At 66.2% G+C, this 22700-nt stretch carries 23 protein-coding genes; 6 read left to right on the forward strand and 17 right to left on the reverse strand.

All coding sequences use genetic code 11. The features are described 5' to 3' along the window. Positions 1–279: 279 nt before the first annotated feature. The gene (locus NI26_RS13385) at positions 280–909 is read right to left on the reverse strand and encodes a TetR/AcrR family transcriptional regulator (protein ID WP_066656289.1); all 630 of its coding nucleotides are present in this window, start codon (positions 907–909) and stop codon (positions 280–282) included. Between the two features lie 38 nt (positions 910–947). On the opposite strand from NI26_RS13385, the gene NI26_RS17345 reads away from it, so the two are divergent. Next, entirely contained in the window at positions 948–1205 is a 258-nt protein-coding gene (locus NI26_RS17345; RefSeq protein WP_235426657.1) for an SDR family oxidoreductase, read from the forward strand. Positions 1206–1664: 459 nt separating this feature from the next. Here NI26_RS17345 and drt3b read toward each other — a convergent pair whose 3' ends face one another. The 6 genes from drt3b to nrdH form a co-directional block, all read right to left on the reverse strand. Continuing rightward, positions 1665–3686, reverse strand: a complete 2022-nt coding sequence (drt3b, locus tag NI26_RS16270) for an antiviral reverse transcriptase Drt3b (RefSeq protein WP_144411373.1) — start codon at positions 3684–3686, stop codon at positions 1665–1667. Then, on the reverse strand, positions 3679–4929 hold the full coding sequence (gene drt3a, locus NI26_RS16275; RefSeq protein WP_158407772.1) for an antiviral reverse transcriptase Drt3a: 1251 nt from the start codon (positions 4927–4929) through the stop codon (positions 3679–3681). Before drt3a ends, drt3b begins: the two co-directional genes overlap by 8 nt. 172 nt (positions 4930–5101) lie before the next feature. Continuing rightward, positions 5102–6103: a class 1b ribonucleoside-diphosphate reductase subunit beta gene (gene nrdF / locus NI26_RS13395; protein ID WP_058725585.1), complete on the reverse strand. Its 1002-nt coding sequence runs from the start codon at positions 6101–6103 to the stop codon at positions 5102–5104. A gap of 94 nt (positions 6104–6197) precedes the next feature. After that, entirely contained in the window at positions 6198–8303 is a 2106-nt protein-coding gene (gene nrdE / locus NI26_RS13400) for a class 1b ribonucleoside-diphosphate reductase subunit alpha (protein WP_066656294.1), read from the reverse strand. 17 nt (positions 8304–8320) lie between these two features. Further along, complete coding sequence (gene nrdI / locus NI26_RS13405) at positions 8321–8737, reverse strand: class Ib ribonucleoside-diphosphate reductase assembly flavoprotein NrdI (RefSeq protein ID WP_066656296.1); 417 nt, start codon at positions 8735–8737, stop codon at positions 8321–8323. A 112-nt stretch (positions 8738–8849) separates the two neighbouring features. Further along, complete coding sequence (nrdH, locus tag NI26_RS13410) at positions 8850–9083, reverse strand: glutaredoxin-like protein NrdH (RefSeq protein ID WP_058727719.1); 234 nt, start codon at positions 9081–9083, stop codon at positions 8850–8852. A gap of 412 nt (positions 9084–9495) precedes the next feature. Here nrdH and NI26_RS13415 point away from each other — a divergent pair, with 412 nt between their 5' ends. After that, positions 9496–10701, forward strand: coding sequence for an MFS transporter (locus NI26_RS13415; protein ID WP_066656297.1), 1206 nt, complete (start codon positions 9496–9498; stop codon positions 10699–10701). A 48-nt stretch (positions 10702–10749) separates the two neighbouring features. Beyond that, positions 10750–11568 carry an aldo/keto reductase gene (locus tag NI26_RS13420; RefSeq protein ID WP_066656298.1) on the forward strand — a complete coding sequence of 273 codons (819 nt, stop codon included), beginning with the start codon at positions 10750–10752 and terminating at the stop codon, positions 11566–11568. A 28-nt stretch (positions 11569–11596) separates the two neighbouring features. On the opposite strand, the gene NI26_RS13425 is transcribed toward NI26_RS13420, so the two are convergent. The 4 genes from NI26_RS13425 to NI26_RS13440 all read right to left on the reverse strand — a co-directional run bounded on the left by NI26_RS13425 (position 11597) and on the right by NI26_RS13440 (position 15413). Further along, positions 11597–12181, reverse strand: coding sequence for an IS5 family transposase (locus NI26_RS13425; RefSeq protein ID WP_268746753.1), 585 nt, complete (start codon positions 12179–12181; stop codon positions 11597–11599). Between the two features lie 70 nt (positions 12182–12251). Beyond that, positions 12252–13742 (reverse strand): MFS transporter, encoded by a 1491-nt coding sequence (locus tag NI26_RS13430; protein ID WP_144411374.1) that lies wholly within the window; start codon positions 13740–13742, stop codon positions 12252–12254. Between the two features lie 94 nt (positions 13743–13836). Beyond that, positions 13837–14466: a class I SAM-dependent methyltransferase gene (locus tag NI26_RS13435; RefSeq protein ID WP_066656302.1), complete on the reverse strand. Its 630-nt coding sequence runs from the start codon at positions 14464–14466 to the stop codon at positions 13837–13839. Beyond that, positions 14463–15413, reverse strand: a complete 951-nt coding sequence (locus NI26_RS13440; RefSeq protein WP_200884113.1) for an NAD(P)/FAD-dependent oxidoreductase — start codon at positions 15411–15413, stop codon at positions 14463–14465. Before NI26_RS13440 ends, NI26_RS13435 begins: the two co-directional genes overlap by 4 nt. Positions 15414–15490: 77 nt before the next feature. Between NI26_RS13440 and NI26_RS13445 the strand changes: the two genes are divergently transcribed. Next, positions 15491–16066, forward strand: a complete 576-nt coding sequence (locus NI26_RS13445) for a helix-turn-helix domain-containing protein (protein WP_066656309.1) — start codon at positions 15491–15493, stop codon at positions 16064–16066. Positions 16067–16828: 762 nt separating this feature from the next. Here the strand turns inward: NI26_RS13445 and NI26_RS13450 are convergent. From NI26_RS13450 to NI26_RS13470, 5 genes are all read right to left on the reverse strand, one after another. Next, positions 16829–18214 carry a LamG-like jellyroll fold domain-containing protein gene (locus NI26_RS13450; protein WP_144411376.1) on the reverse strand — a complete coding sequence of 462 codons (1386 nt, stop codon included), beginning with the start codon at positions 18212–18214 and terminating at the stop codon, positions 16829–16831. Positions 18215–18279: 65 nt separating this feature from the next. Beyond that, entirely contained in the window at positions 18280–18873 is a 594-nt protein-coding gene (locus NI26_RS13455; RefSeq protein WP_066656325.1) for a hypothetical protein, read from the reverse strand. Between the two features lie 133 nt (positions 18874–19006). Next, positions 19007–19213 (reverse strand): tautomerase family protein, encoded by a 207-nt coding sequence (locus tag NI26_RS13460; protein WP_066656327.1) that lies wholly within the window; start codon positions 19211–19213, stop codon positions 19007–19009. Between the two features lie 39 nt (positions 19214–19252). Beyond that, on the reverse strand, positions 19253–20155 hold the full coding sequence (locus NI26_RS13465; protein WP_066656329.1) for an SDR family oxidoreductase: 903 nt from the start codon (positions 20153–20155) through the stop codon (positions 19253–19255). Further along, on the reverse strand, positions 20155–20895 hold the full coding sequence (locus tag NI26_RS13470) for an SDR family oxidoreductase (protein WP_066656331.1): 741 nt from the start codon (positions 20893–20895) through the stop codon (positions 20155–20157). The genes NI26_RS13465 and NI26_RS13470 overlap by 1 nt, the downstream gene beginning before the upstream one ends. A 97-nt stretch (positions 20896–20992) precedes the next feature. Between NI26_RS13470 and NI26_RS13475 the strand changes: the two genes are divergently transcribed. Together NI26_RS13475 and NI26_RS13480 are read left to right on the forward strand one after the other, a co-directional pair. Next, a complete protein-coding gene (locus NI26_RS13475) occupies positions 20993–21760 on the forward strand; it encodes a TetR/AcrR family transcriptional regulator (protein WP_081985077.1) in 768 nt (255 codons plus the stop codon). Next, positions 21757–22257, forward strand: coding sequence for a VanZ family protein (locus tag NI26_RS13480; RefSeq protein WP_066656333.1), 501 nt, complete (start codon positions 21757–21759; stop codon positions 22255–22257). The genes NI26_RS13475 and NI26_RS13480 overlap by 4 nt, the downstream gene beginning before the upstream one ends. 142 nt (positions 22258–22399) lie before the next feature. Here NI26_RS13480 and NI26_RS13485 read toward each other — a convergent pair whose 3' ends face one another. Further along, on the reverse strand, positions 22400–22690 hold the full coding sequence (locus tag NI26_RS13485; protein ID WP_066656335.1) for a hypothetical protein: 291 nt from the start codon (positions 22688–22690) through the stop codon (positions 22400–22402). Positions 22691–22700: the final 10 nt, after the last annotated feature.

The following is a 22700-nucleotide window of genomic DNA, read 5'->3' on the forward strand; positions in this document are numbered from 1 at the left end:
TCCCCCGTAGATACCGTGTCATCTCACTCGAAGCTAGCGCAGGCTTGTCGTCCGTGCCGCTGACCCTCGAGGGAACCGTCCTGATGGATCGGAACGCCCGGCTGCGGTGTTCGCATCATGGCGAGGACCGGCTTCATCGACGCAACGGTGATGTTCCATGCGACGGGCGGATGCCGTCGCGCCTGCGGGATGCGCGCCTCCAGATCCGGACTGGAGGCGCGGTGCCGGTCCGTCCCGCCGCTCGCGTCGTCGCGGTGTCGCCCTGGTACTGGGCGACGATCAGTCCCAGGGACCGTCCGCGGTTCCGAGGTGCTCTGCACCCAGCGGTGTGATCGGCAGTGCCGCGAGGCTCGCGATCCCCACCTGCAGGAGCGCCGCTCGTGAGGTCCCGACGCGTCCGATCGCCCCCATCCCCTCGATGACCGCGCAGAAGTAGGTGCCGAGCGCCTCGGCGTCGGCGGCAGCCTCGACCTCGCCGGCTGCCTGCGCGTCCACGATGCAGGCCGTGTAGCCAGCGCGGATGGTGTCGAAGGCCTCGGTCACGGTCGCGGCCACCTCGGGATCCCGAGCGGACAGCTCCACCGCCGCGCGGAGCAGCAGTGACGGCGGACCCTGCGCCGCCCCGTGCTCGACCGCAGCGGAGACCAGCTGCGTCCGGATCCGCGCGATCGGGTGCTCGGCGCTCCGCAGGACGGACTGCACGACCTCGACGGCGTCGGCGGTGTCGCTGAGGAACGCGCGCATGAAGAGTTCCTTCTTGCCTCCGAACGTGTTGTACTGGCTCTGCCGACCGAGCCCCGTCGCTGCCAGCAGGTCGTCGAGCGACGTGCCGTCGAACCCGGACTCCGCGAACGTGCGCCGGGCGCGCTCGACCACTTCGGCCTCGTCGAACTTGCGCGGTCGGGGCATGCACGTGGGCGGCCGAGCTCGCACCGCGCGGCGTCTGGATCAACACCGTCGTCCCCGGGCCGACAGGGACGCCGGGGCTCGCGGGACCCGCTACGGGCAGTCCGGACGCGATGCTCCAGCAGATGGCGAGCGGTCTGCCGTTCTGTCGACTCCTCCGTCCCGAGGAGGTCGCCGCCACGGTGCTCTTCCTCGTGTCCGACCAGAGCTCGGGGATGACGGGAAGCGAGCTCCTCATCGACGGCGGCAGCAGCATCGCCTGCGCCAGCTTCCCTGGCCAGTATCGCCGCCACGATTAGTTCGAAGGCGCCACCCAACGGCCACAGCCTACACAACCTCTTCCCGAAGGCCAACGCCAGAGCCTCGAGGGCCGCGCGGCCTACTAGCGATTCTCGACAGCACGTGGAAAGGGATCCGGCACAGGCACTCCCCTTGAAGGTGTCACAGGTATCGCCCCGAGGTGTGGGCCTTCCTCGCGTGGAAGGCAGACAAACACTCGGATCTCGGTTCAACCCCGCCGGCTCGCTTGCCCCTAGCCGGCGTACGGCAGGCCGAGTCACGCCAGCGGTGACTCAGTCGAAGAACCGGCTGATCATCGCGCTGAAAAAGGCACGCACTCTCCTCTGCAGCAGGAGGACACCGAACCATGCGGCAAGTGATTAGATCTGAACCGATGTGACCTTGATGATTTTGGGAGGCGGGGTACTCGATACCGCCAAGGCGCTGGTGTGTGACCTAGAGGCCGGCGAGGCGCTCGGTCAATATACCTCATGAACGCGCTTCAAACGCAACTCCGCATACAGATCGTCCCAACGCCAACGGCCGAACCAGCCCTCTTGGAGCGCGGCCAGCTCCACCGCTTTGGAGTTGCTCGCCTTCGGAACAAAGAGCCGCAAGAGGTGCCCCTTCACTGCATCGTCCACCCAGGGAGACGCAATTGCATCCAAAACCAATAGAACCAACTCGGAACTAGGACGCTGCAACTTCTGAAGCTCGGCAGCGCGAGTTTTCAACCAACGCTCTGATGCAAGAACGAACGGCTGAAGATGGGCCCTTGGCCCTGCGTATCGCAAAACACCGAAAACCTCCAGTAGTGCAAGTTCACCGGTATTCGCTTCGAAAGAGAGACCGCCGGTGACATGCCTGAACTCCGCTTCGGAAAGGTCGAAGTCCCGCGGGAGCTCCGCTAGAACGTCTAGAAGGTAGACGGATTCAACCCCTGCCTCGAGCTTCATGCGCCGGAGTAGCCGGGAGCATTCGCGTCCAATCAATTCATCGACAAGCAACCGCGATGAGTAAGGAAAGTTCCATTCGGACATGAAGCGACGCACCATAGCGACTGCCCGAGCCAACTTGACGGCGCCCGACACGAGCGGTGTCGAACCATACACGTAGAACAAAAACTCCATCGACCCCGACACCAGCGCAAGGAGGTGCGCCGAAGTTGCGGACGAAAGCGCGCTGAGTTCTGGATCGGCTCCATGAGCGGCGGCTCGCAGGACCTCCTCAAGACGTAACTCGACCACAGCCGTCGAGTAATTTGCGAGATCGGCCGCAGAAAGTCCGCTTTGCAGGACTACCGTCTTGAACTCATGAAGCAAATTTCGGACAACATATTCGCCCGTGACAATATTTGAGTCCGTCGCTGGTAGTGGCAGCTGCCTAGATATGGCGCGATTCAATGCTCGTTTCGCGCTCGACATCGGTGAAATATATGGCGCACTCAGTCGCTCTTCTTTGGCTGAGTTCAAGTTCATCTTATAAGGCCGCAACTCGTTCTCAAGCTCTGACACAATGACACGCTCCACAGCCGGGTCGTTGTGGAAAATGAAGTAATCGTCAACATACCGGAGTACTTGATAGTCACGGCCGTGAACGACTTCTCGCGAGCGCAGCACCCGCTCAAGTGAGCGATCCGCACCCTGGAGGATCATCTCTGCGAATATGCGAGAGACCTCCGGGCCAATAAGAATGCCGTTAGTCTCGTTATCATTCATCAGTTGCATCAAGGCGTCGAACTCGCCCGCGAATGTCATCTTGTGCGATGCAACACTTCGCTTGACAACTTCACGCTCGTGCAAAGCCCAAGCAATCGAATGAGTATAGATACTATCGAAGCAGCGAGAAAGATCGAGGCGAGTAAGCATCGAATAGTGCTTTTCGGCCTCCCGGTAGCTGCGGGACTCGTAGAAGCGGTGAAGACTAGCCACTTCCCGATACACAAAGTATGAGTGAAGAGCGCGAGACTCCCTATCCCTCACCTCGACGGTCTCTCGAGTCGATCGATCACGATCGGCGGCGAAAAGAGAATCGCGAACAGTAGTGTAGCGTGCAACTCGACTCGGGGCCCTCAGCGAGAAGTTGCTCCTACGTGAGTGGTGAAGAATAAGGGCGCGGTACTTATCGTAGAAGCGAGCGATGCGGAGCTGGATAGCCGGATGAGGCACCGACAGCAGTCGACCCCTGCCATTCCGAGTGTTGATTACAAACTGGAAAGGAACGGTGGGACTAGGCCGCTTGAAGAACCTGACCTCTAAGCGCTCAGCTGACGCAACGCTCACTTCAGCCACTCCGCCGAATACGATTTTCAGAACGAGTTCATGAAGCCCGTCTTTGTCTGCTCGGAACTTATAGCCGTCGGCATCCCATTCGAATTTAGCAAGATTGAGAAACGAATACCAGGCGCTATTGTCGAATCCCACTGGCAACTCGAACGGCAGAGTATCTGAGAGAACAACTCGTCCTGGGCCATGCTTGATACCTCTACGTGATTTACTCAAGGTCGATCCAAATCGCAGTTACTCTGGTCATTTCTTCCGGCGTCAGGACTAAAAAACGCTTGCTGACAAAACCCCCTGCAAAGCTCTCCTGATGGATGAGTTGAAAAATGCCCGGTTCGCTCACGCGCTGCTTCGTGAGCGCGCTCAATCGTCTATCTAAAGCTTGCAACTGCCGCGACGGCGTGTCTAATTGCGAGTTTGAAAAGTAGATCCCCGTCAAGGCGTTTCGTTTGTTGTTGCTCAGACGCACATTACGGGTCAAAAAGCGGACACGCTTGATTAACAAATCACCGCGTGCCGGCGAGGTCGATGAGGAGTAGGCGTCGAATGCCCGTTCCAAACGAAGCCGCATCCTTTTAGATCGCTTGCTGGACATTTGTACTAGCAGTGACCCTGAGGGCCACGAGTATTGATAGCCCAAAAATGTGAAAGTGCGAGGAGTGCCACTAGCGAAGGAGATTGTTTTCGACGCATTCAGAGCTAGCGACAGATTTTTCACAGCGGACTTAATGACCTTCGACGCGTCCCGGCCGCGCTCGGCGGACGTCACCACCACTATGTCGTCGACGTATCGACACCAGAAAGCTGGTAACAACTGCTCCTCGATCTGTCGATCGAGTGCCGACAAATACACCTCCGTTAGCACACTGCTGATACCAACCCCTCGCGGTAACCCAACTGCACTTCCGACAATTGCGCTGTAATCGGACAGCAGATTCCTCACTTGCTTGACCACTCGTCGCGGAAGTTCGCGATTAGCTTCAAGCATCTCGAGTAACCCGGCGTGCGGAATGCTTTCGAAGCACCCCCTAATGTCCGTTCTATACACAAACTTTGGCGACCCGTCGGTCAGAACGGTTTTGAGAGCGTCAGAAACATGCGCCCGGCTTGGCGATGAGATGTCAAACGAAGAACGAAGTGCTCGTTCGGCAATGCGCTCCTCGAAATAGGAGGCAGCGTTCATCTTGCGGTCGGTGTGCCAGGTTCTTTTACCATTGAGAGTTATGCCCTCGGTCAGCACCCAACGGTCATTTGCTTCAAGTCTGGATTGAACTTGTCCGCGCACTTCGTCAAGAAACCTGTCCAGCTCCTTTGTCGCAACGTCCTCGCTTTCTTTATGGGCGAGTTCGAGCGCGGATGTGATGCTCACATTGGTGAGTCGCTCGGCCCGGCGGATCTGCGCGCGGAGGTGGTTCCGCTTCTCGATTGCAAGTCGCAGCGCATCATCCCACGTCGTGAGCACCTCGCCGCGTCGGATGGCTCGATCCCAAGACGCTCGGAATCGCTCGTGCCCATACGAATCCTCATGCCACCCCATAAGCGTTCAGCCTACCCGACACCTAAGTCACGGTCACTAAAGAGAAGGCGCCCCGCTGGCCGAAGCCAGCGGGGCGCCCCCACGAGTCAGACCGGGATCAGAAGTCCCAGTCCTCGTCCTCCGTCACGACGGCCTTGCCGATGACGTACGACGAGCCAGACCCCGAGAAGAAGTCGTGGTTCTCGTCCGCGTTCGGCGACAGCGCCGACAGGATCGCCGGGTTCACGTCCGTCGTCTCCTTGGGGAACATCGGCTCGTAGCCCAGGTTCATCAGCGCCTTGTTGGCGTTGTAGTGCAGGAACTTCTTGACGTCCTCGGTCAGCCCGACACCGTCGTAGAGGTCCTGCGTGTACTGCACCTCGTTCTCGTAGAGCTCGAAGAGCAGGTTGAACGTGTAGTCCTTGATCTCCTGCTTGCGCTCCTCGGAGGCGCCCTCAAGGCCCTTCTGGAACTTGTACCCGATGTAGTACCCGTGCACGGCCTCGTCGCGGATGATCAGGCGGATCAGGTCGGCGGTGTTGGTGAGCTTCGCCCGGCTGGACCAGTACATCGGCAGGTAGAAGCCGGAGTAGAACAGGAACGACTCGAGCAGCGTCGAGGCGACCTTGCGCTTCAGGGGGTCGTCACCCGTGTAGTAGTCGAGGACGATCTGGGCCTTCTTCTGCAGGTTCGGGTTCTCCGTGGACCAGCGGAAGGCGTCGTCGATCTCGGGCGTCGAGGCGAGCGTCGAGAAGATCGACGAGTAGCTCTTCGCGTGCACCGACTCCATGAACGCGATGTTCGTGTAGACGGCCTCTTCGTGCGGGGTGATCGCGTCGGGGATCAGGCTGATCGCGCCGACGGTGCCCTGGATCGTGTCGAGCAGCGTCAGGCCGGTGAAGACCCGCATGGTGAGCTGCTGCTCCTCCGGCGTGAGCGTGTTCCACGACTGCACGTCGTTCGACAGCGGCACCTTCTCGGGCAGCCAGAAGTTGTTGACCAGCCGGTTCCAGACCTCGACGTCCTTGTCGTCCTGGATGCGGTTCCAGTTGATGGCACTGACCGCGCTGATCAGCGGGATGGACTTGCCCGTGGCGTGGACCGGGTCGGTGAGGGTCATGGCTTTCTTCCGGGTGGTGGTGGACAGGACGATCGGACGGACTGGAGGCGCAGGGCGGGGCCCGCCCCGCGCCTCCAGGAAGAGAGCAGCAGCTCTACAGCATGCAGCTGACGCAGCCCTCGACCTCGGTGCCCTCGAGGGCGAGCTGGCGCAGACGGATGTAGTAGATCGTCTTGATGCCCTTGCGCCATGCGTAGATCTGGGCCTTGTTGATGTCGCGCGTGGTGGCGGTGTCCTTGAAGAACAGCGTCAGCGACAGGCCCTGGTCGACGTGCTGGGTGGCAGCCGCGTAGGTGTCGATGATCTTCTCGGCACCGATCTCGTACGCGTCCTGGTAGTAGTCCAGGTTGTCGTTCGTCATGAACGGCGCCGGGTAGTAGACGCGACCGAGCTTGCCTTCCTTGCGGATCTCGATCTTCGACGCGATCGGGTGGATCGACGACGTCGAGTGGTTGATGTACGAGATCGACCCGGTCGGCGGGACGGCCTGCAGGTTCTGGTTGTAGATGCCGTGCTCCTGGATGGACGCCTTCAGCGCCTTCCAGTCGTCCTGCGTCGGGATCGTGATGTTCGCGTCGTCGAACAGCGAGGCGACGCGCTGGGTCGCCGGCGTCCAGGTCTGGTCGGTGTACTTGTCGAAGAACTCGCCCGACGCGTACTTCGAGTCGCGGAAGCCGTCGAACGTCTCCCCCGTCTCGATCGCGATGTTGTTCGAGGCGCGCAGGGCGTGGAACAGCACCGTGTAGAAGTAGATGTTCGTGAAGTCGATGCCCTCGTCGGAGCCGTAGAACACGCGCTCACGAGCGAGGTAGCCGTGCAGGTTCATCTGGCCGAGGCCGATGGCGTGCGACTTGTCGTTGCCGTCCTCGACGGAGCGGACCGACGAGATGTGCGACATCTGCGAGACCGAGGTCAGGCCGCGGATCGCGGTCTCGATGGTCTTGCCGAAGTCCGGCGAGTCCATCGTCAGCGCGATGTTCAGCGAGCCGAGGTTGCAGGAGATGTCCTTGCCGATCTCCTTGTAGGACAGGTCCTCGTTGAAGGTCGTCGGCGTGTTGACCTGCAGGATCTCCGAGCACAGGTTGGACATGTTGATCCGACCCTTGATCGGGTTGGCCTTGTTCACCGTGTCCTCGAACACGATGTACGGGTAGCCCGACTCGAACTGGATCTCGGCGATGGTCGTGAAGAAGTCACGCGCCTTGATCTTCGTCTTCTTGATGCGCGAGTCGTCGACCATCGCGCGGTAGTTCTCGGAGATCGGGACGTCGCCGAAGGGCATCCCGTAGACCTTCTCGACGTCGTACGGCGAGAACAGGTACATGTCCTCGTTGTTCTTCGCGAGCTCGAACGTGATGTCCGGCACGACGACACCGAGCGACAGCGTCTTGATGCGGATCTTCTCGTCCGCGTTCTCGCGCTTGGTGTCGAGGAACTTCATGATGTCGGGGTGGTGCGCCGACAGGTAGACGGCACCGGCACCCTGACGCGCGCCGAGCTGGTTCGCGTACGAGAAGGAGTCTTCCAGCAGCTTCATCACGGGGATGATGCCCGACGACTGGTTCTCGATCTGCTTGATCGGGGCGCCGGCCTCGCGGATGTTGGAGAGCAGCAGGGCCACGCCACCGCCGCGCTTCGAGAGCTGCAGCGACGAGTTGATCCCGCGCGAGATCGACTCCATGTTGTCCTCGATGCGGAGGAGGAAGCAGGAGACGAGCTCGCCGCGCTGGGCCTTCGCGGTGTTGAGGAACGTCGGGGTCGCGGGCTGGAATCGGCCGGCGATGATCTCCTCGACGAGGTCGATCGCGAGCTGCTCGTTGCCCTGCGCCAGGCCGAGGGCGGTCATCACGACGCGGTCCTCGAAGCGCTCGAGGTAGCGCTTGCCGTCGAACGTCTTGAGCGTGTAGCTCGTGTAGTACTTGAACGCACCGAGGAACGTCTGGAACCGGAACTTCTTCGAGTACGCCAGGTCGTTGAGCTGCTGGATGAAGTCGAGCGAGTACTGCTCGATCGTCGCGGCTTCGTAGTACTCGTTCTCGACCAGGTAGTCGAGCCGCTCCTTCAGGTTGTGGAAGAAGACGGTGTTCTGGTTGACGTGCTGCAGGAAGAACTGCTTGGCGGCCTCACGATCCTTGTCGAACTGGATGTTCCCGTCCGCGTCGTAGAGGTTGAGCATCGCGTTGAGGGAGTGGTAGTCCATCCCCGTCTGCGGCGACGTCAGATCGACGTCTGCAACTGCTGCGTCCAAAATGCATCCAATCCTGAGTTGACCGCCTGCACGTCGTCAGGCGTTCCGAAGAGTTCGAAGCGGTACAAGAGCGGGACGCCGCACTTCTCGGCGATGACGTCCCCGGCGAGCCCGTAGGCCTCGCCGAAGTTCGTGTTCCCTCCGACGATCACACCGCGGATGAGCGAGCGGTTGCGTTCGTCGTTGAGGAACTTGATGACCTGCTTGGGGACCGCGCCCTGACCGTTGCCGCCACCGTAGGTGGGCAGCACGAGCACGTACGGCTCGTCCGCGTGGAGGAACGGGTCGCTCGGGAGGAGCGGGATGCGGTCCGCGTCACGGCCGAGCTTCTCGACGAAGCGGGCCGTGTAGCCGGACACGCTCGAGAAGTAGACGAGGCGACTCATGTGCGCGCTCCTTGTGAGAGGTGCGGACAGCAGATCAGGGGTGGCCCGTCGGAGGTGCTGCGCGCCTCCGGGCCGGCGGAGCTGCGGGCCCCGGTGACGGGACCCGCACGGCTCACGCGAGTTCGGCGCTGAGCGTCGCGATCTTGTCGGGACGGAAGCCCGACCAGTGGTCGTCGTCGGTCACGACGACGGGGGCCTGCATGTAGCCGAGGCTCTTGACGTGCTCGAGCGCTGCTTCGTCGGCGGAGACGTCGAGCACCTCGTACTGGATGCCCTTGTTGTCGAGCGCGCGGTACGTCGCGGTGCACTGGACGCAGGACGGCTTGGTGTAGACGGTGACGGCCATGATCTCCCCTGGTTCTTGCTGGTGTCGTGCTTGCTGTGGAGGTGGTGCTGATGCCACGTGTGCAGGTGGTGCAGGTAGCTGCGCAGACGTGTCCGGGAAGGGGCCGCTGCGATGTCTCCACACTACATCTAGTGGCTGACTGCCGCACCGACCACTAGAGGAAGTGTTACAGCAGTGTAGTTCTCCACAAGCCCTTCCACAGTGTGCACAGCTCGGGGAGGCCCGCGGTTCCGCCATTCTGCGGCCGACCACCGACACTTCCCCACACTCGTGGAGAGCCTCGATCCACAGGTGTGGAATCGACGCGTCGGCGTGTCGCGGCAGCCCGTGCCGAGCACCGTGGGCACCCGGTCTGTCCACAGCACCCCCGGACGGGTGACGGCACGTTCCGTCCGGTCGGTACGCTCGTCCCGTGAGCGCCTACGGACCCCTGCTGAAGACCCCCGGAGTCGGTCGCGTCATCGCAGCACAGCTCACCGCACGCTTCCCGTTCGGCATGCTGTCGCTCGCCTACCTGCTGCACGTCGAGCACGTGTTCCACTCCTACGGCGCCGCGGGGCTCGTCCTCGCGACGACGAGCATCGGCCAGGCGATCGCCGGTCCTCTCACCAGCCGCTGGATGGGCAGCTGGGGCATGCGGCCGGTGCTGGTCCTGACGAGCGCCGTCGCCCTGGCGAGCATGGTCGTGATCGCGTTCGTCACGATGCCGCTCTGGGGGTACGTCGTCGTCGGGTTCCTCGGCGGGCTGGCGGTCCCGCCCGTGCAGCCCGCGGTGCGCACCATCTACCCGAAGATGGTGACCTCGTCGCAGCTCACCCCCCTGTTCTCGCTCGACGCCAGTGCGCAGGAGCTCATCTGGGTCGCCGGCCCGGTCATCACCACGTTCGTCGCGACGCAGGTCGGCACGGTGCAGGCGATCGTCGTCGCCATGGTGTTCCTGGTCGTGGGCGGCGTGTGGTTCATCGCCTCCCCCGAGCTCGGTCGCGTCCGCATCCCCCGGTCGAAGCGGGCGTTCGGTGTCGTGCTGAAGCGGCCGTCGGTGATCGTCGCGACGCTGACCGGCCTGCTGCTCATCGGCGCGTGCTCGGCGGTCGAGGCGAGCGTCACCAGCGTCTTCGGAGAGGGCAGTCCGAACGCCGGCATCGTCCTCGCGGTGTTCGCGGTCGGGTCGCTCGCCGGCGGCCTCGCGCTCGGGCACCGACCGATCTCGAAGAACACGCTCTGGGCGCGCATGTCGATCGTCTTCGTCGGGCTCGCGCTCGCGGTCGGCGGCACCGACTTCTGGTGGCTCTGCCTGGCCCTCGTCATCGCCGGCGCCGGCATCGCACCGGCACTCGCGGTCATGTTCGGCTCGGTGTCCGCGACGGTCAAGTTCTCCGACACGGCCGAGGCCTACGGCTGGATGGGCACCGGCCAGCTCATCGGCGCCGCGGGCGGGTCCGCCGTCGCGGGCTTCCTCATCGACGCGAACGGCCCGACCGGCGGCATGACCGTCGGAGCGGTGATGGCGGCGGCGGGGGTCGTCCTGCCGCTCGTGACGAAGCGGTGGTTGCCCGACCTGCGCGGCCGCGACGCGAGCCCCCTCCCCGACACCGAGCCGGTCACGCTGCCGAGCTGACGGCCGGGAGGCACGACGCACCCCCGCCCCGATGGGCAGGATGGGTGCATGGTCACCTCCTTCCCCCTCCGCGACGGCCGGTCGATCCCCGCGATCGGGTTCGGCGTCTACAAGGTCGACGACGCCGAGGCGGAGACCGCCGTCCGCCTGGCGCTCGACGCCGGGTACCGCCACGTCGACACGGCCGAGATGTACGGCAACGAAGCCGGCGTCGGGAAGGCGATCCGTGCCTCCCGGCTGGACCGCGACGACGTCTTCGTGACCACCAAGGTGTGGAACGACCACCAGGGGCGCGACGCGACCCTGCGGGCGTTCGACGCGAGCCTCGAGCGGCTCGGACTCGACGCCGTCGACCTGTACCTCATCCACTGGCCGGCGGCGGCGAACGGCCGGTACGTCGAGACGTGGCGGACGCTCGTCGAGCTGCGCGAGCAGGGTCGGGCGCGGAGCGTGGGCGTCTCGAACTTCCAGGTGCCGCACCTGCAGCGGGTGGTCGACGAGACGGGCGAGGTGCCGGCCGTCAACCAGGTCGAGCGCCACCCGTGGCTGCCGCAGCGCGAGCTGATCGAGTTCCACGAGGAGCACGGCATCCGGACCGAGGCGTGGTCGCCGCTCGGACGTGGGCGGCTCGTCGACGACCCGGTGCTCACGCGGATCGCGGACGCGCACGGGGTGAGCGTGGCGCAGGTGCTCGTGCGGTGGAACGTGCAGCAGGGGGTCGTCGTGCTGCCGAAGTCGGTGACGCCGTCGCGCATCCGGGCGAACATCGACGTCGACGGGTTCGAGCTGACCGACGAGGACCTGACCGCGATCGCCGGTCTCGAGAACGGACAGCGGACCGGGTCGCACCCGGACTCGGTGTCCTGATGCCGTCGCCGTCGCCGTCGCCGGGGATCTAGAGCGTGTCTCCTGAATGGTGGGTCCAGGCGATGACGGCGTTGAGCACGACGGCTGAGCGGTAGACGATCGCGAGGTCGTCGTACCTCGTCGCCAGGGCTCGCCATTGCTTGAGGCGACAGAAGCCACGCTCGACGACGTTCCGGTTCCTGTAGTCGATGCGGTCGTAGGTCACGGGTCTCCCGCCGCGGGAACCACGCCGTTTCCGGTGTCCTTGCTGGTCGCGAGGCTCGGGGATCACGGACTCGATACCGCGGTCGCGCAGGTGTTGCCGGATCGCGTTGGATGAGTACGCCTTGTCACCGCGGAGCCGGTCCGGTCGGGTCCGCGGCCTGCCGACCGGACGGGCCACTTCGAGCGCTGCCAGCAGCGGCAGCAGCATCGGTGAGTCGCCGGCTTGTCCGGGCGTGATCAGGGTGACCAGGGGCAGCCCGTGGCCGTCGACGAGCTGGTGGACCTTCGTGGACAGGCCGCCGCGGGAGCGGCCGCATCCGTGATCAGGCGGCTCGAGCGTCCGCAACCGGACGGCCACGTTTGCCTGTCGGACTCGGCATGAACGACTGGATCGAAGACCACTGAGCATCGGAGAGCAGCTGGAATCATGTCACCACTACAGCGCGCCAGCGCTCTACCTGATCTTCAGCAGACACGCCCTAGTGCGTTGCAGCGGGAGTACTGGCGTGGGCTTCTTCCGATGTGGGGTCTTCGCTCTGCGCTCGCTTGCCGGAATTCCGGGTCAGGAGACCGGCGATCGTCGCGGCGAGGAAGAGCGCGGCGGACACCAGGAAAGCGGTCTGGTAGGCGGCAAGCGTCGTCGCACCTGTCGGTGTTCCCGAACCCTCTGTGAGGAGAGCAGTGGCGTAGACGGTGTTCAGCAGCGCGACGCCGAGAGCTCCGCCCAGCTGCTGCGTCGTGTTGATCGTGGCGCTGGCGACTCCGGAGTCAGCGTCCGTGACGCCGTTCAGCGCGGCGTTGTTGATCGCAACGTACGTCACACCGAGTCCGAGGCCCATCAGGATCTGGGAGGGCAGCACAACGGTGATCCAGGATGACGGGCCGATCGTGGTCAGCCACGCCATGCCTGCGGTAGCGAGGATGAGGCCGCCGACGATGAGGGGCTTGGCTCCGATGCGGGGCAAGAGGGATGAGGACAGCGTGGCACTCGCGACGATGCCGATGCTGAAGGGGAGGAACGCAAAGCCGGTCTGCAGCGGTGTGAAGCCGAGGGAGAGCTGCAGGTAGTAGGTGAGGAACAGGAACATACCGAACACCGCCGCGTTGGCAAGGAAGCCGGCAGAGAGCGCGCTGGCGCGGGTGCGGTTCGTCAGGATCCGTAGTGGGAGCATCGGGTTCTTCACCTTCGCCTGCACGAACACGAAGGCTGCGAGAAGCACGACGGCGCCGATGAGCGAGGCGATCGTGACGGCGCTGGTCCAGCCCGCGCCGGGTTCGGCGGCGTAGGTGAACCCGACGACGAGGAGAGCGGATCCGGCGGTGACGAGCACCGCGCCGAGAACGTCCAGGCGGCGCGAGCTCCCGGCGTGGCTCTCCCGAACGGCCCACATCGCCGTGATCACGGCGACGAGGGAGATCGGCACGTTGATGAACAGCGTCCAGCGCCAGTTGACGAATTCGGTCAGGACCCCGCCGAGGAGCAGACCGACTGCACCGCCAGCCCCCTGAACGGCCCCGTACGCGGCAAACGCCCGTGCTCGCTCACGCGGGTTGGTGAACGTGACGTTCAGCAAGGACAAGGCTGCGGGTGCGAGGGCTGCGGCGAACACACCCTGGGCGGCGCGAGCGGCGAACAGCATCTCTGGCGTTGAAGAGAGACCACCGATGGCGGACACGATCGCGAAGCCGATGAGCGAGATGACCAGGGTCTTCTTGCGCCCGACGATGTCCGCGATCCGACCGCCGAGCATCAGGAGCCCGCCGAAGGTGATGGCGTAGGCGGTCACGGCCCAGACGCGGTCAGCGTCCGAGATCCCGAGTTCCTGCTGCGCCTCCGGCAAGACGATGTTGATGATGGAGGCGTCGAGCACGACCATGAGGCTGGCCAGTGTGATCGCGACGAGGGCGAACCACTTCCGTGGGTTCTCCGGTGCGGACGGCGGCGGGGCGGTGACGGGTGAATCTGACACGTGGTGGTCCACTACTTTCGGGCAGGCCAAGGAGGCCCGAGGTGACGGGGAGGGTGGGGCAAGCACGAAGCACGAACCGGCTTCGGTTGGTCGGTCAAGGACGCTGGGCGAAGATGACGTTGTCAGCGACGTCGGCGCGCTGCCCGTCAGGGCCGGACGCCTCACGCCACGCGGTCTCCTGCCGCACGATGCGCAGGTCTTCACCGAGGCCCAGCCGGGTCACCGCCTCGTTCGCGGTGGGGAACTCCTGGTCGTGGGCACCCCAGGACCATGGTGCCGATGACGCGTGGTCGATGACGACGAGGTACCCGCCCGGGGACAGGACTTCGGATGTGCGACCGATGATCGCGTTCCGGTCGATGTCCACTGGCGTGTGGAAGTAACAGGCGTACACCAGGTCGAACGGGCCGGCGGGGATGTCTCGAGCAAGATCCTTCCGGAAGGCACTCAGGCGCGGGCCCAACTCACTGCGCTGCGCTGCGTCGGTGACGCGTGCAATGGCGGTCGCGGAGACGTCTACCGCAGTGACGTGCCAGCCGTTGGAGGCGAGCCAGAGCGCATCCCCACCGTGTCCGCATCCGAGGTCCAGAGCACGAGCCGGGACAGGAGCCAGGTCATCCAGGACTGCAGCGAGGACTGCGTTCGGCCGGGTCCCCCAAGACGGGTCCATGCCCTGGTAGTGGGATTCCCAGAACCGCTCGCTCGGCGTGGTGTCCTCGCTCATCGCGTCTCCGCCTTCGCGCTGCCGCGGAGTGCGAGGCGGACGTCGTCGAGGACGAGAGCGTGGTTCACCGCGCCTGCGGCGAGGGCCGCGGTGCCGATGGAGACAGGGACGTTGGCCATCGCGTTGACCACGTTCCCGGCCGCCCACACCCCGTCGACGCTCGTCCTCCCGCTGGGGTCGACGGTGGCGAAGGACCCCCAGGGGTGTTCAGTGCGCTCGACCTCCAGCTGTCGCAGTGCCGCGTCCTGTGGGATCAGACGCGGTGCGGTGAAGATCGCGTCGAGCTCGATGGTCCGTCCATCGTCGAACTCCACGCCGGACAGCTGGTCACCTCGGGACAGCACACGCGTGACTCGCCCATCCTCGATCTGGATGCCGCGGGCGTCGAACGCCGCCTGGTCCTCACCGGTCGGCGCATCCGTGTCGTGTGCGAGGTAGATGATCTGGTCGGACCACTGTCGCAACAGTTGCGCTTGGAAGATGCTGCCGGGGCCGGTAGCCAGGATCCCGATCCGTCGGTCGCGCACTTCGTACCCGTCGCAGTACGGGCACGCCGCGACACCGCTGCCCCAACGCTCGGCGAGGCCATCGACGTCAGGCAGTTCATCGCTGGCACCCGTCGCCACAAGGAGCGCCCGCGCCAGCACGGTCCGGGAGTCATCGGTCTCCACCGCGAACCCGTCGCCCTCGTGACGGGTCGTCACAGCCGGAGTGTCCCAGATGGCACCGCCGTGGGCTTCGACTTCGGCCCGACCTACCGCGAGAAGCTCCAGCGGAGGTTTCCCGTCATGACCGAGGACACCGTGCATGTGGGCGGCGAACCTGTTCCGGGGTGCCCCCGCATCGAGCACAAGCACCTTGCGGCGCGCACGTCCGAGCATCAGCGCTGCGCTGAGGCCAGCACTACCGCCACCGAGTACCACGACATCCCACTCGAATCTGCTCACGTGATGACCCTGCAACACGGTGACCAGAACCTCAAACTGATTTGCGAGAATCGCAAAGGCGGGAGAGGCTGTACGGTATGGGACACGACGACCTCGATGCGGTGATGGACGGGCTCGGCGCGCGGCTGAGGGAGCAGCGGACGAGACGGGGCCTCCGGCTCGCCGACGTGAGCGAGATCACGGGAGTCTCGATCAGCATCCTGTCCAGGCTCGAATCAGGGGTCCGCGCTCCAAGCCTCGACGTGCTGCTGAAGATCGCCCGCGTCTTCCAGGTTCCTCTCGACGAGCTCGTCGGCGCGCCCGCATCCGGTGATCCACGTGTGCACCCCAAACCGGTCCGTCGCCACGGGATGATCTACCTTCCCCTCACCACGAGGCCGATCGGGGTTCAGGCCTTCAAGGTGATCCTGCCGGGTCGTGAGCCGGACGCGCGGATCTGCCAGAAGACCCATGTCGGCTACGAGTGGGTGTTCGTTCTCACTGGGACGCTGCACCTGCAGATCGGCTCGACACTCACGGTGCTCGATGCTGGAGAGGTGGCCGAGTTCGACACGGCAGCGCCGCACGGCATGGCCAGCGGCACGACGAACCCGGTCGAGGTCCTGACCCTCTTCAGCGCACAGGGCGAGCAGCTGCACATCCGCGACGCCTGACCGTCGAGACTGCTCGCCAGGGTTGACGGTCGAACACAGAGAACCCGCGGTGTGGCGCCTTGCCGACCGCGTCACCTACGAGCGCGGGGCAGGGTTCCCAGGAGCGCCGAAGTTGATGAGCTCAGGAGGGCGTCCCAGAGACAGAGATGCCGCACCGCAATCTCCGGTTGGTCGGCCTACGCGGTGTGACCTGCAACGCGGAGTGGGCACAGGGCAGAGCTGCCCTGTGCGGACACCCTCCGTGCGGCGTGTGCCGTCGGGGCCGGCGTTGTGCTCCACGAGTCGAGCCAACCGCCGTTTCGTCACCTGTCAACGTATGTTGACGTGCCGTATCGGGCCGCGCCTCCGCGTCCCCTGACAAGAGCTCCTTCCGGTCAGCGAACTTCGTTGAAGCGAGGTCTGCTGGCCGAACCCGCGTTCACGACGCCACACGCGGCAGCCCCGAGTGGGCGAAAGTCGGACCCGTCACCCGACGACATCAACGCCGTTGTGCAACGGCGATCGTCGCTGCACCCGCACCCGAGCGGACGGCCAGTCGACGCCGCCGGCGCTACAGACAGGATCGGTCCGACCTACCAAGACTTCTTCACCAACGGAGATGCCAGTGGTACGCGCGTCCGTTCGGCTGGGGTCCAGAGAAATCGCACCGGACTGATCTGCCGACGACTCGGTTTGAACATGCGCTTGACTCCCGGCTCGGCGGGCGGGCCCCGTTCCCGAGTGACCAGGGCCTGCGTGCCTACTGCTTCGGCGTCCTGCCGGTCATCTGCCGACGGCAAAGTGTTCCTGCACCGCGGCCGCCGGCAGCGTGTCTTCATATACGGCGACGTTGTCGAGGTTGCCCTTGAAGTGGAATGTCGTGTGGTTGCCGGGCCAGCCGTTGAGGTTGTCGAAGCCGATCCGCCACCACCCGGTGCTGACCTCTGCTCTGGCGTTCGAGCTCGCGGCGACCTGTTCGCCGTCGACGTACAGCCGCATGCCCGACGCGTCCATGGTCGCGGTGGCGAGGTGCCAGACGCCGTCGTTCAGGCCGGCTGCGGAGCTGATCGCGATGTTGGTGCCGTTGTAGGCGCCGAAGTGCACGGCGCCCTCGTCGGAGAGGTAGAGCTGTCGGTCGTACTTGGTGGACTGGTCCGAGCGGAGGTTGCCGAAGCCGAGGAGCATCCCGCCGGTCGTCGTCGTGGTCCGGAACCACGTTTCGATCGCGAAGATCTGCGGTGCATCGACCGCCGCGTCCGTGATCACCTGCCCCCGCACCCCGCCCGTCAGCAGGGACGGACTGTCCCCGGCTCGGCAGGTGCCCGGGGCGAGCGAGACTCCCGAGGTGAGGGTGCCGTGGCGACCGTTCCCGGATCCGTCGGCCGCGGAGGTGCCGGGGGCGTCGTCGAACCGGTAGGTCAGGTACGTGTGTGCGAACGGCGCTCGCTGCAGACACGGGAACGTCGCGGTGGCGAGCCGGGTACCCGTGTTCGCCGCGGTGGCCGTGAACGCTGCGCGAGCGGCATCGTCCACCACGATCACCACGGCGAGGACGGCGGCGAGTGCACCGACGAAGACCACGCTCCGGGCACGTTCCGCGCGGACGGACCGCCGTCGTCGCCGACCGTGCCCGACCGCACGGGTCACCTCGGGTCCGCCTGGGCTGCCCAGGCGGGACGAGAGCACGAGGGCGCCCCCGAGTCCGAGCGTCGCCGCGGCGAGCCTGCCGACGTCGTGCTCGCGGACCCACAGTGCAGGGAGACCGACCAGCGGGACCCGGAGCACACCGACCCCGCGGACGTCCTCCGGCTCCACCGTCCGGGCATCGGGCGTGGGGTTCGCGTCACCGCGGAGTTGCAGGGAACCCGACGGCGTCCGCGCGACGAGTCGGTGCAGCAGCAGCGCTTCCGGGTGGTCGGGGTCCTCGACCAGCAGCACCTGCCCGATCGTCACCTCCCGATCGTGGACCGGCATCGCGACGACCACGTCACCTGGGAGGATCTTCGGCGCCATGGATCCCGACACCACCGTCGTGGGGGTCCACGCCCATGACGCAGGCAGCGCTGCCCAGAGCAGGAGGCTCACGGTGACCACGAGGACCGTGCGGCCGAGCAGTGCCGCAGCGAACACCACCCAGGTCGAGGCGGAGGCGTGCCCGGATCGTGTCACCGCGACAGCCGAGGGCTGTTCGCGTCGTCCGTCCGGACGCAGGGTGACGTCGGCCACGGCCGGGCTCAGGAACTCTGCGCTTCCCAGGTGAGACCGATGCGCGCGGTCCCGTTCTGGGCAGAGTTCGGCGTCGCGGCGTCGAGCGCGACCGTCACCTGGTACGTGCGCGACTCGGAGGAACCGCCGGCGGTGCGCCAGGTGCCGATGCCGTTCGAGAACCTCGTGGCGGTCGATCCGAGGTCGGCGAGGGAGCCCGACCAGACCGCGGCGGGCGAGAGCGGGGTGAAGCCGCTGCACTTGCCGAAGGACCCGCCGGTGCCCTCGGTGACGGTGACGTGCAAGGAGCTCGACAGTGCGTTGGTGGTCGCCGGGTCCGTGCCGTACAGCTTCACCGTCGAGGGGAGTGAGCCGGTCGACGTGACGACGATGCACGATGTCCGCGTGTCACCGGGCTGCAGCCCGGAGGCCGTGAAGAGCGCGGTGTCGGAATCGTCGTCACTGAGCGAGACGGACCCGGCAGACCAGGTGTTCGGGGCGTTGCTCGTCGTGGCCGAGAAGGCGGCGTAGGACGCCTGGGCGATGACGAGGCCGGAGGCCAGGACAGCCGTCGGGACGACGGCGAGGGCGATGGTGCGGCGTGCTCGAGACGTGAGGTGCACGGGGTTCCTTCGGGGAGGGCGCCACACCGTCGTCGGTGGACGCGAGCATGTGCAGGACGAGGGAGCGCGGATCGACTCCCGGTGCGGGGCGCGGCGGGGCCGTGCTGTCGGTCCCCGCCGCGCCCGGAGATGGTCAGACGCGGCCGAGCATCGCCTCGTTGAGGATGGTGCCGCCGAGCATCCAGCCGCCGTCGGCGACCTCGTCGAGGATGACGAGCGTCGTGGGTCGGGCTCGCTCGCCGTAGACGTCGACGATGGCGTCGGTGACGGCGTCCTGCAGCTTCTTCTTCGACTCCGGGGTCAGGGTGTCAGCGGGGACCTTGATGTTGGCGAAGGGCATGGTGTTCCTCTCGGTGGGGTGTCCCGGACGTTCCGGGGGTCAGAGCGCGGCGTTCGGGGACAGGAGGTCCTCGATGCCGACGCGGTGGTAGAACTCGGATCGGATGCGGTCGGCGACCGCCGAGACGACCTCGCTGCCGTCACGGGAGGGGTCGACGTGGGTCCGGAACGGGCGGGCGCCGTCGGCCAGGCCGACCACGCGCACGATCTCGTCGGCGACGTCCTGCACGTCGGCGTCGGCCGGCACGATCGCGGCGAGGCGGTCGGTCAGGTCGCGCCGGAGCGCCCCGTACTCCGTGTCGTGTTCGTCGACGCGGGCGGTGTCCGTCGGGACGGCGGCGTTCGTGAAGTGGTTCGTGCCCGAGGTGAAGGCGCCCGGGACCACGATCGTGGTGTCGATGCCGAAGCGGATCAGTTCCGCCGCGTAGCTCTCGGCCAGGGCGTCCATGCCGGCCTTCGCCGCGAAGTACGGCGCCAGGAACGGCGGGTGGCCGCCGCGGGTGGCCGAGCTGCCGACCCAGACGACGAGTCCGGACCGGCGCGCCCGCAGGTGTGGCAGGACGGCACGTGCGACGCGCTGGGCGCCGACGACGTTGACGTCGTACAGGGCGGCGAACTGTTCCGGCGTGAACGCCTCGGCCGGACCGTAGGCCATGTGGCCGGCGTTCTGCACCAGCACGTCGATGCGCCCGTGCGCACGGATCACGGTGCTGACCGCCTCGTCGACGGACTGCTCCGACTGCACGTCGAGCTCGACCGCGCCGAGCTGCAGGCCCTCGCGCACGGCGAGGTCGTCGAGCGCGGCACGGGCGGGCGCGTTCCGGCCGTCGACCGCACGCATCCCGGCGACGACGACGTGCCCCGCCCGCGCGAGCGACTCCGCCGTCAGCCGGCCGAAGCCGCTCGACGCGCCCGTGACGAGGACGACCCGCGGCGTCGGCATCAGACCATCCCGCCGTTGGCGCGGATGGTCTGGCCGTTGACCCAGTGCCCGTCGGGCCCGGCGAGGAACGCGACGACACCGGCGATGTCCTCCGGCATGCCGAGCCGTTCGAGGGGCGGGACCTTCGCCAGGGTGTCGATCTGGTCCTGCGTCTTGCCGTCGAGGAACAGCTCGGTCGCCGTCGGCCCCGGGGCCACCACGTTCGCCGTGACGTCCCGGCCGCGGAGCTCCTTCGCGAGGATCATCGTCATGCCCTCGACCGCGCTCTTGCTCGCGACGTAGGCGCCGTAGGTCGGGAACTGCGTCCCCACGACCGACGTCGACATGCCGACGAACGCCCCGCCGGCCCGGAGACGACGGGCAGCCTGCTGCGCGACGACGAAGGTGCCGCGGATGTTCGTCCGGTGCAGTGCGTCGAGGACGTCGAGGTCCTGGTCGGCGATCGTCGACAGCGCAAGGCGGCCGGCGGAGTGCACGACGACGTCGACGCCGCCGTGTTCGGCCTCGACCCGGTCGAACATCGCGGCCACGGCGTGCTCGTCCGCGACGTCGGCCTGCACGGCGACGCCACGGCCGCCCGTCCGCTCGATCTCGGCGACGGTGTCCTCGGCGGCGGCCGTCCCGCTGGCGTGGTTGACGACGACCGTGAAGCCGTCCGCGGCGAGCCGGATCGAGACGGCGCGGCCGATGCCGCGAGAGCCGCCGGTGACCAGGGCGACGCGGCGAGGAGTGGTGCTCATCGTCTGTCCTTTCAGTGATACGCGCAGAGCATTTCGGCGCTACGGCAGAACGTAGCACGGTTACGATCATCGATACAACCTGCGCTACGATCACTGCATGGCCCGATCTGACGAAGCGCTCCGCAGCGCCCTGCTCCGCGCAGCGGAGGACCAGCTGGTCACTGCCCCCGACGGGGACGTCGCCACCCGAGCGGTCTGCGAAGCGGCCGGCGTGACCCAGCCCGTGCTCTACCGGATCTTCGGCGACAAGCGCGGGCTCCTCGACGCCCTCGCCGAGACGGGCCTGCAGCGGTACACCGCTCGGAAGGCCGAGCTCGAGGTGTCCGACGACCCGGCAGCGGACCTGCGCCACGGATGGGACGACCACCTCGCGTTCGCTCGGGAACACGCCGCCCTCTACCGGCTGATGTTCGCCCCACGGCCGTGGGCGAGCAGTTCCGCGCGGGACGGCCTGACCGCGCTGCTCGAACGGACGCTGACCCGGTGCGCGGCCGCGGGCCTGCTCCGCGTCGACGTCCCCGTCGCAGCGACCATGCTGCTCGCCGCCAACGTCGGACTCGCACTCCACCAGATGACCACGACGGCTCCGGACACTGCCGACGACGACGCACTCCGGGACGCGGTCCTCGACGCCGTCCTCATCGAGGCGTCCGCCCGCGACCAGGACGACCTCGACGCGGCTGCTCGTCGCCAGCTCCGCGCCCGGCTCGACGACGACGGGTCGGACGCGTTGCTCCCCGAGGAGACCGCACTCATGCGGATCTGGCTCGACCGACTCGACCACGAGGCCGACCACGAGGCCGACCACGAGGCCGACCACGGCCACGAAACCGACCACCACCAGGACCACGAAGGCACCCGATGATCTCCACGTTCCTCGCCGAACACGCCCCCCTCGTCCCCATCGGGTTCTGGGTCGCCCTCGCCGTCGCCACGGGGGTCGCCTGGCTGCTCCACCGTCTGCGGCTCCGCGGCGTCCTGCTCGGCCTCTCCGGCCTGTCGTTCGTCGCCGCCCTCGTGCTCACCCTGCTCCCCGACGGTGCCCGCTCTGGCGGCGTCACCTGCACCGTGCAGTTCTCGGTCCCGTTCCAGGGCATCGACACCCTCGCCAACATCGCGCTGCTGCTGCCGCTCGCGCTCTTCCTCAGCGTGGCGACGAACCGGCCACTCACCGTCCTCGCCGGCACGGTCGCCCTCTCCGTCGCCATCGAGGTCGTGCAGGCCCTCGCACCGGCACTCGGCCGGCGATGCGACACCAACGACTGGTTCATGAACACCGTCGGAGCACTGCTGGGCGCGGTCATTGCTCTGACCATCCATGCGATCGACCGGCGGCGGCGCGCCGCTTTCGTCCTGGACTGAACCGCTGCCGGATCACGACAGGCGCTGACCGGTCGATGTCCGTCCTCGATCAGGGTGCGATGTGCGCGTGCTCACCTGCCGCAGCAAGAATGGTGAGCCCCCCCGACAGGCCTGCCGTCAGCTGCACCGATCGTGTGCGGGATCATCCTCGGCCGAGTCCCTGCCACTTGCGGAACCCGGCGACGCGCGACGCGTCGGGGCGCTGACCGAGGATCAACAACACGTTGCCCAGGCTGTAGGCGTGGAACGCGGACGCGCACGCGAGGAACGCCGTCCACCGTTCCGCGTCGCGCAAGCTCTCAACCTGCGTCGCGATCGACTCGTGGAGTGCGGCGGCCTGCGCCTTCTTCTCCTCGATGGTGCGGCGGGGCGTCGAGGTCTTCTCGGCCGGACGGCGGGCCGCGGTCTTGGTGGTGCGTGTCGTGGTGATCATGGTTCCTGCT

This window comes from Curtobacterium sp. MR_MD2014 (assembly GCF_000772085.1).
Classification (GTDB): domain Bacteria; phylum Actinomycetota; class Actinomycetes; order Actinomycetales; family Microbacteriaceae; genus Curtobacterium.

Coding starts and splice junctions, on each gene's coding strand:
- NI26_RS13470 (WP_066656331.1), bottom strand. CDS start 20,895: ATGAGCACCACTCCTCGCCGCGTCGCCCTGGTCACCGGCGGCTCTCGC.
- NI26_RS13475 (WP_081985077.1), top strand. CDS start 20,993: ATGGCCCGATCTGACGAAGCGCTCCGCAGCGCCCTGCTCCGCGCAGCG.
- NI26_RS13425 (WP_268746753.1), bottom strand. CDS start 12,181: ATGCTCAGTGGTCTTCGATCCAGTCGTTCATGCCGAGTCCGACAGGCA.
- nrdH (WP_058727719.1), bottom strand. CDS start 9,083: ATGGCCGTCACCGTCTACACCAAGCCGTCCTGCGTCCAGTGCACCGCG.
- nrdE (WP_066656294.1), bottom strand. CDS start 8,303: ATGGACTACCACTCCCTCAACGCGATGCTCAACCTCTACGACGCGGAC.
- NI26_RS13485 (WP_066656335.1), bottom strand. CDS start 22,690: ATGATCACCACGACACGCACCACCAAGACCGCGGCCCGCCGTCCGGCC.
- NI26_RS13420 (WP_066656298.1), top strand. CDS start 10,750: ATGGTCACCTCCTTCCCCCTCCGCGACGGCCGGTCGATCCCCGCGATC.
- NI26_RS13385 (WP_066656289.1), bottom strand. CDS start 909: ATGCCCCGACCGCGCAAGTTCGACGAGGCCGAAGTGGTCGAGCGCGCC.
- NI26_RS13460 (WP_066656327.1), bottom strand. CDS start 19,213: ATGCCCTTCGCCAACATCAAGGTCCCCGCTGACACCCTGACCCCGGAG.
- nrdI (WP_066656296.1), bottom strand. CDS start 8,737: ATGAGTCGCCTCGTCTACTTCTCGAGCGTGTCCGGCTACACGGCCCGC.
- nrdF (WP_058725585.1), bottom strand. CDS start 6,103: ATGACCCTCACCGACCCGGTCCACGCCACGGGCAAGTCCATCCCGCTG.
- NI26_RS13435 (WP_066656302.1), bottom strand. CDS start 14,466: ATGAGCGAGGACACCACGCCGAGCGAGCGGTTCTGGGAATCCCACTAC.
- NI26_RS13480 (WP_066656333.1), top strand. CDS start 21,757: ATGATCTCCACGTTCCTCGCCGAACACGCCCCCCTCGTCCCCATCGGG.
- NI26_RS13445 (WP_066656309.1), top strand. CDS start 15,491: ATGGGACACGACGACCTCGATGCGGTGATGGACGGGCTCGGCGCGCGG.
- NI26_RS13465 (WP_066656329.1), bottom strand. CDS start 20,155: ATGCCGACGCCGCGGGTCGTCCTCGTCACGGGCGCGTCGAGCGGCTTC.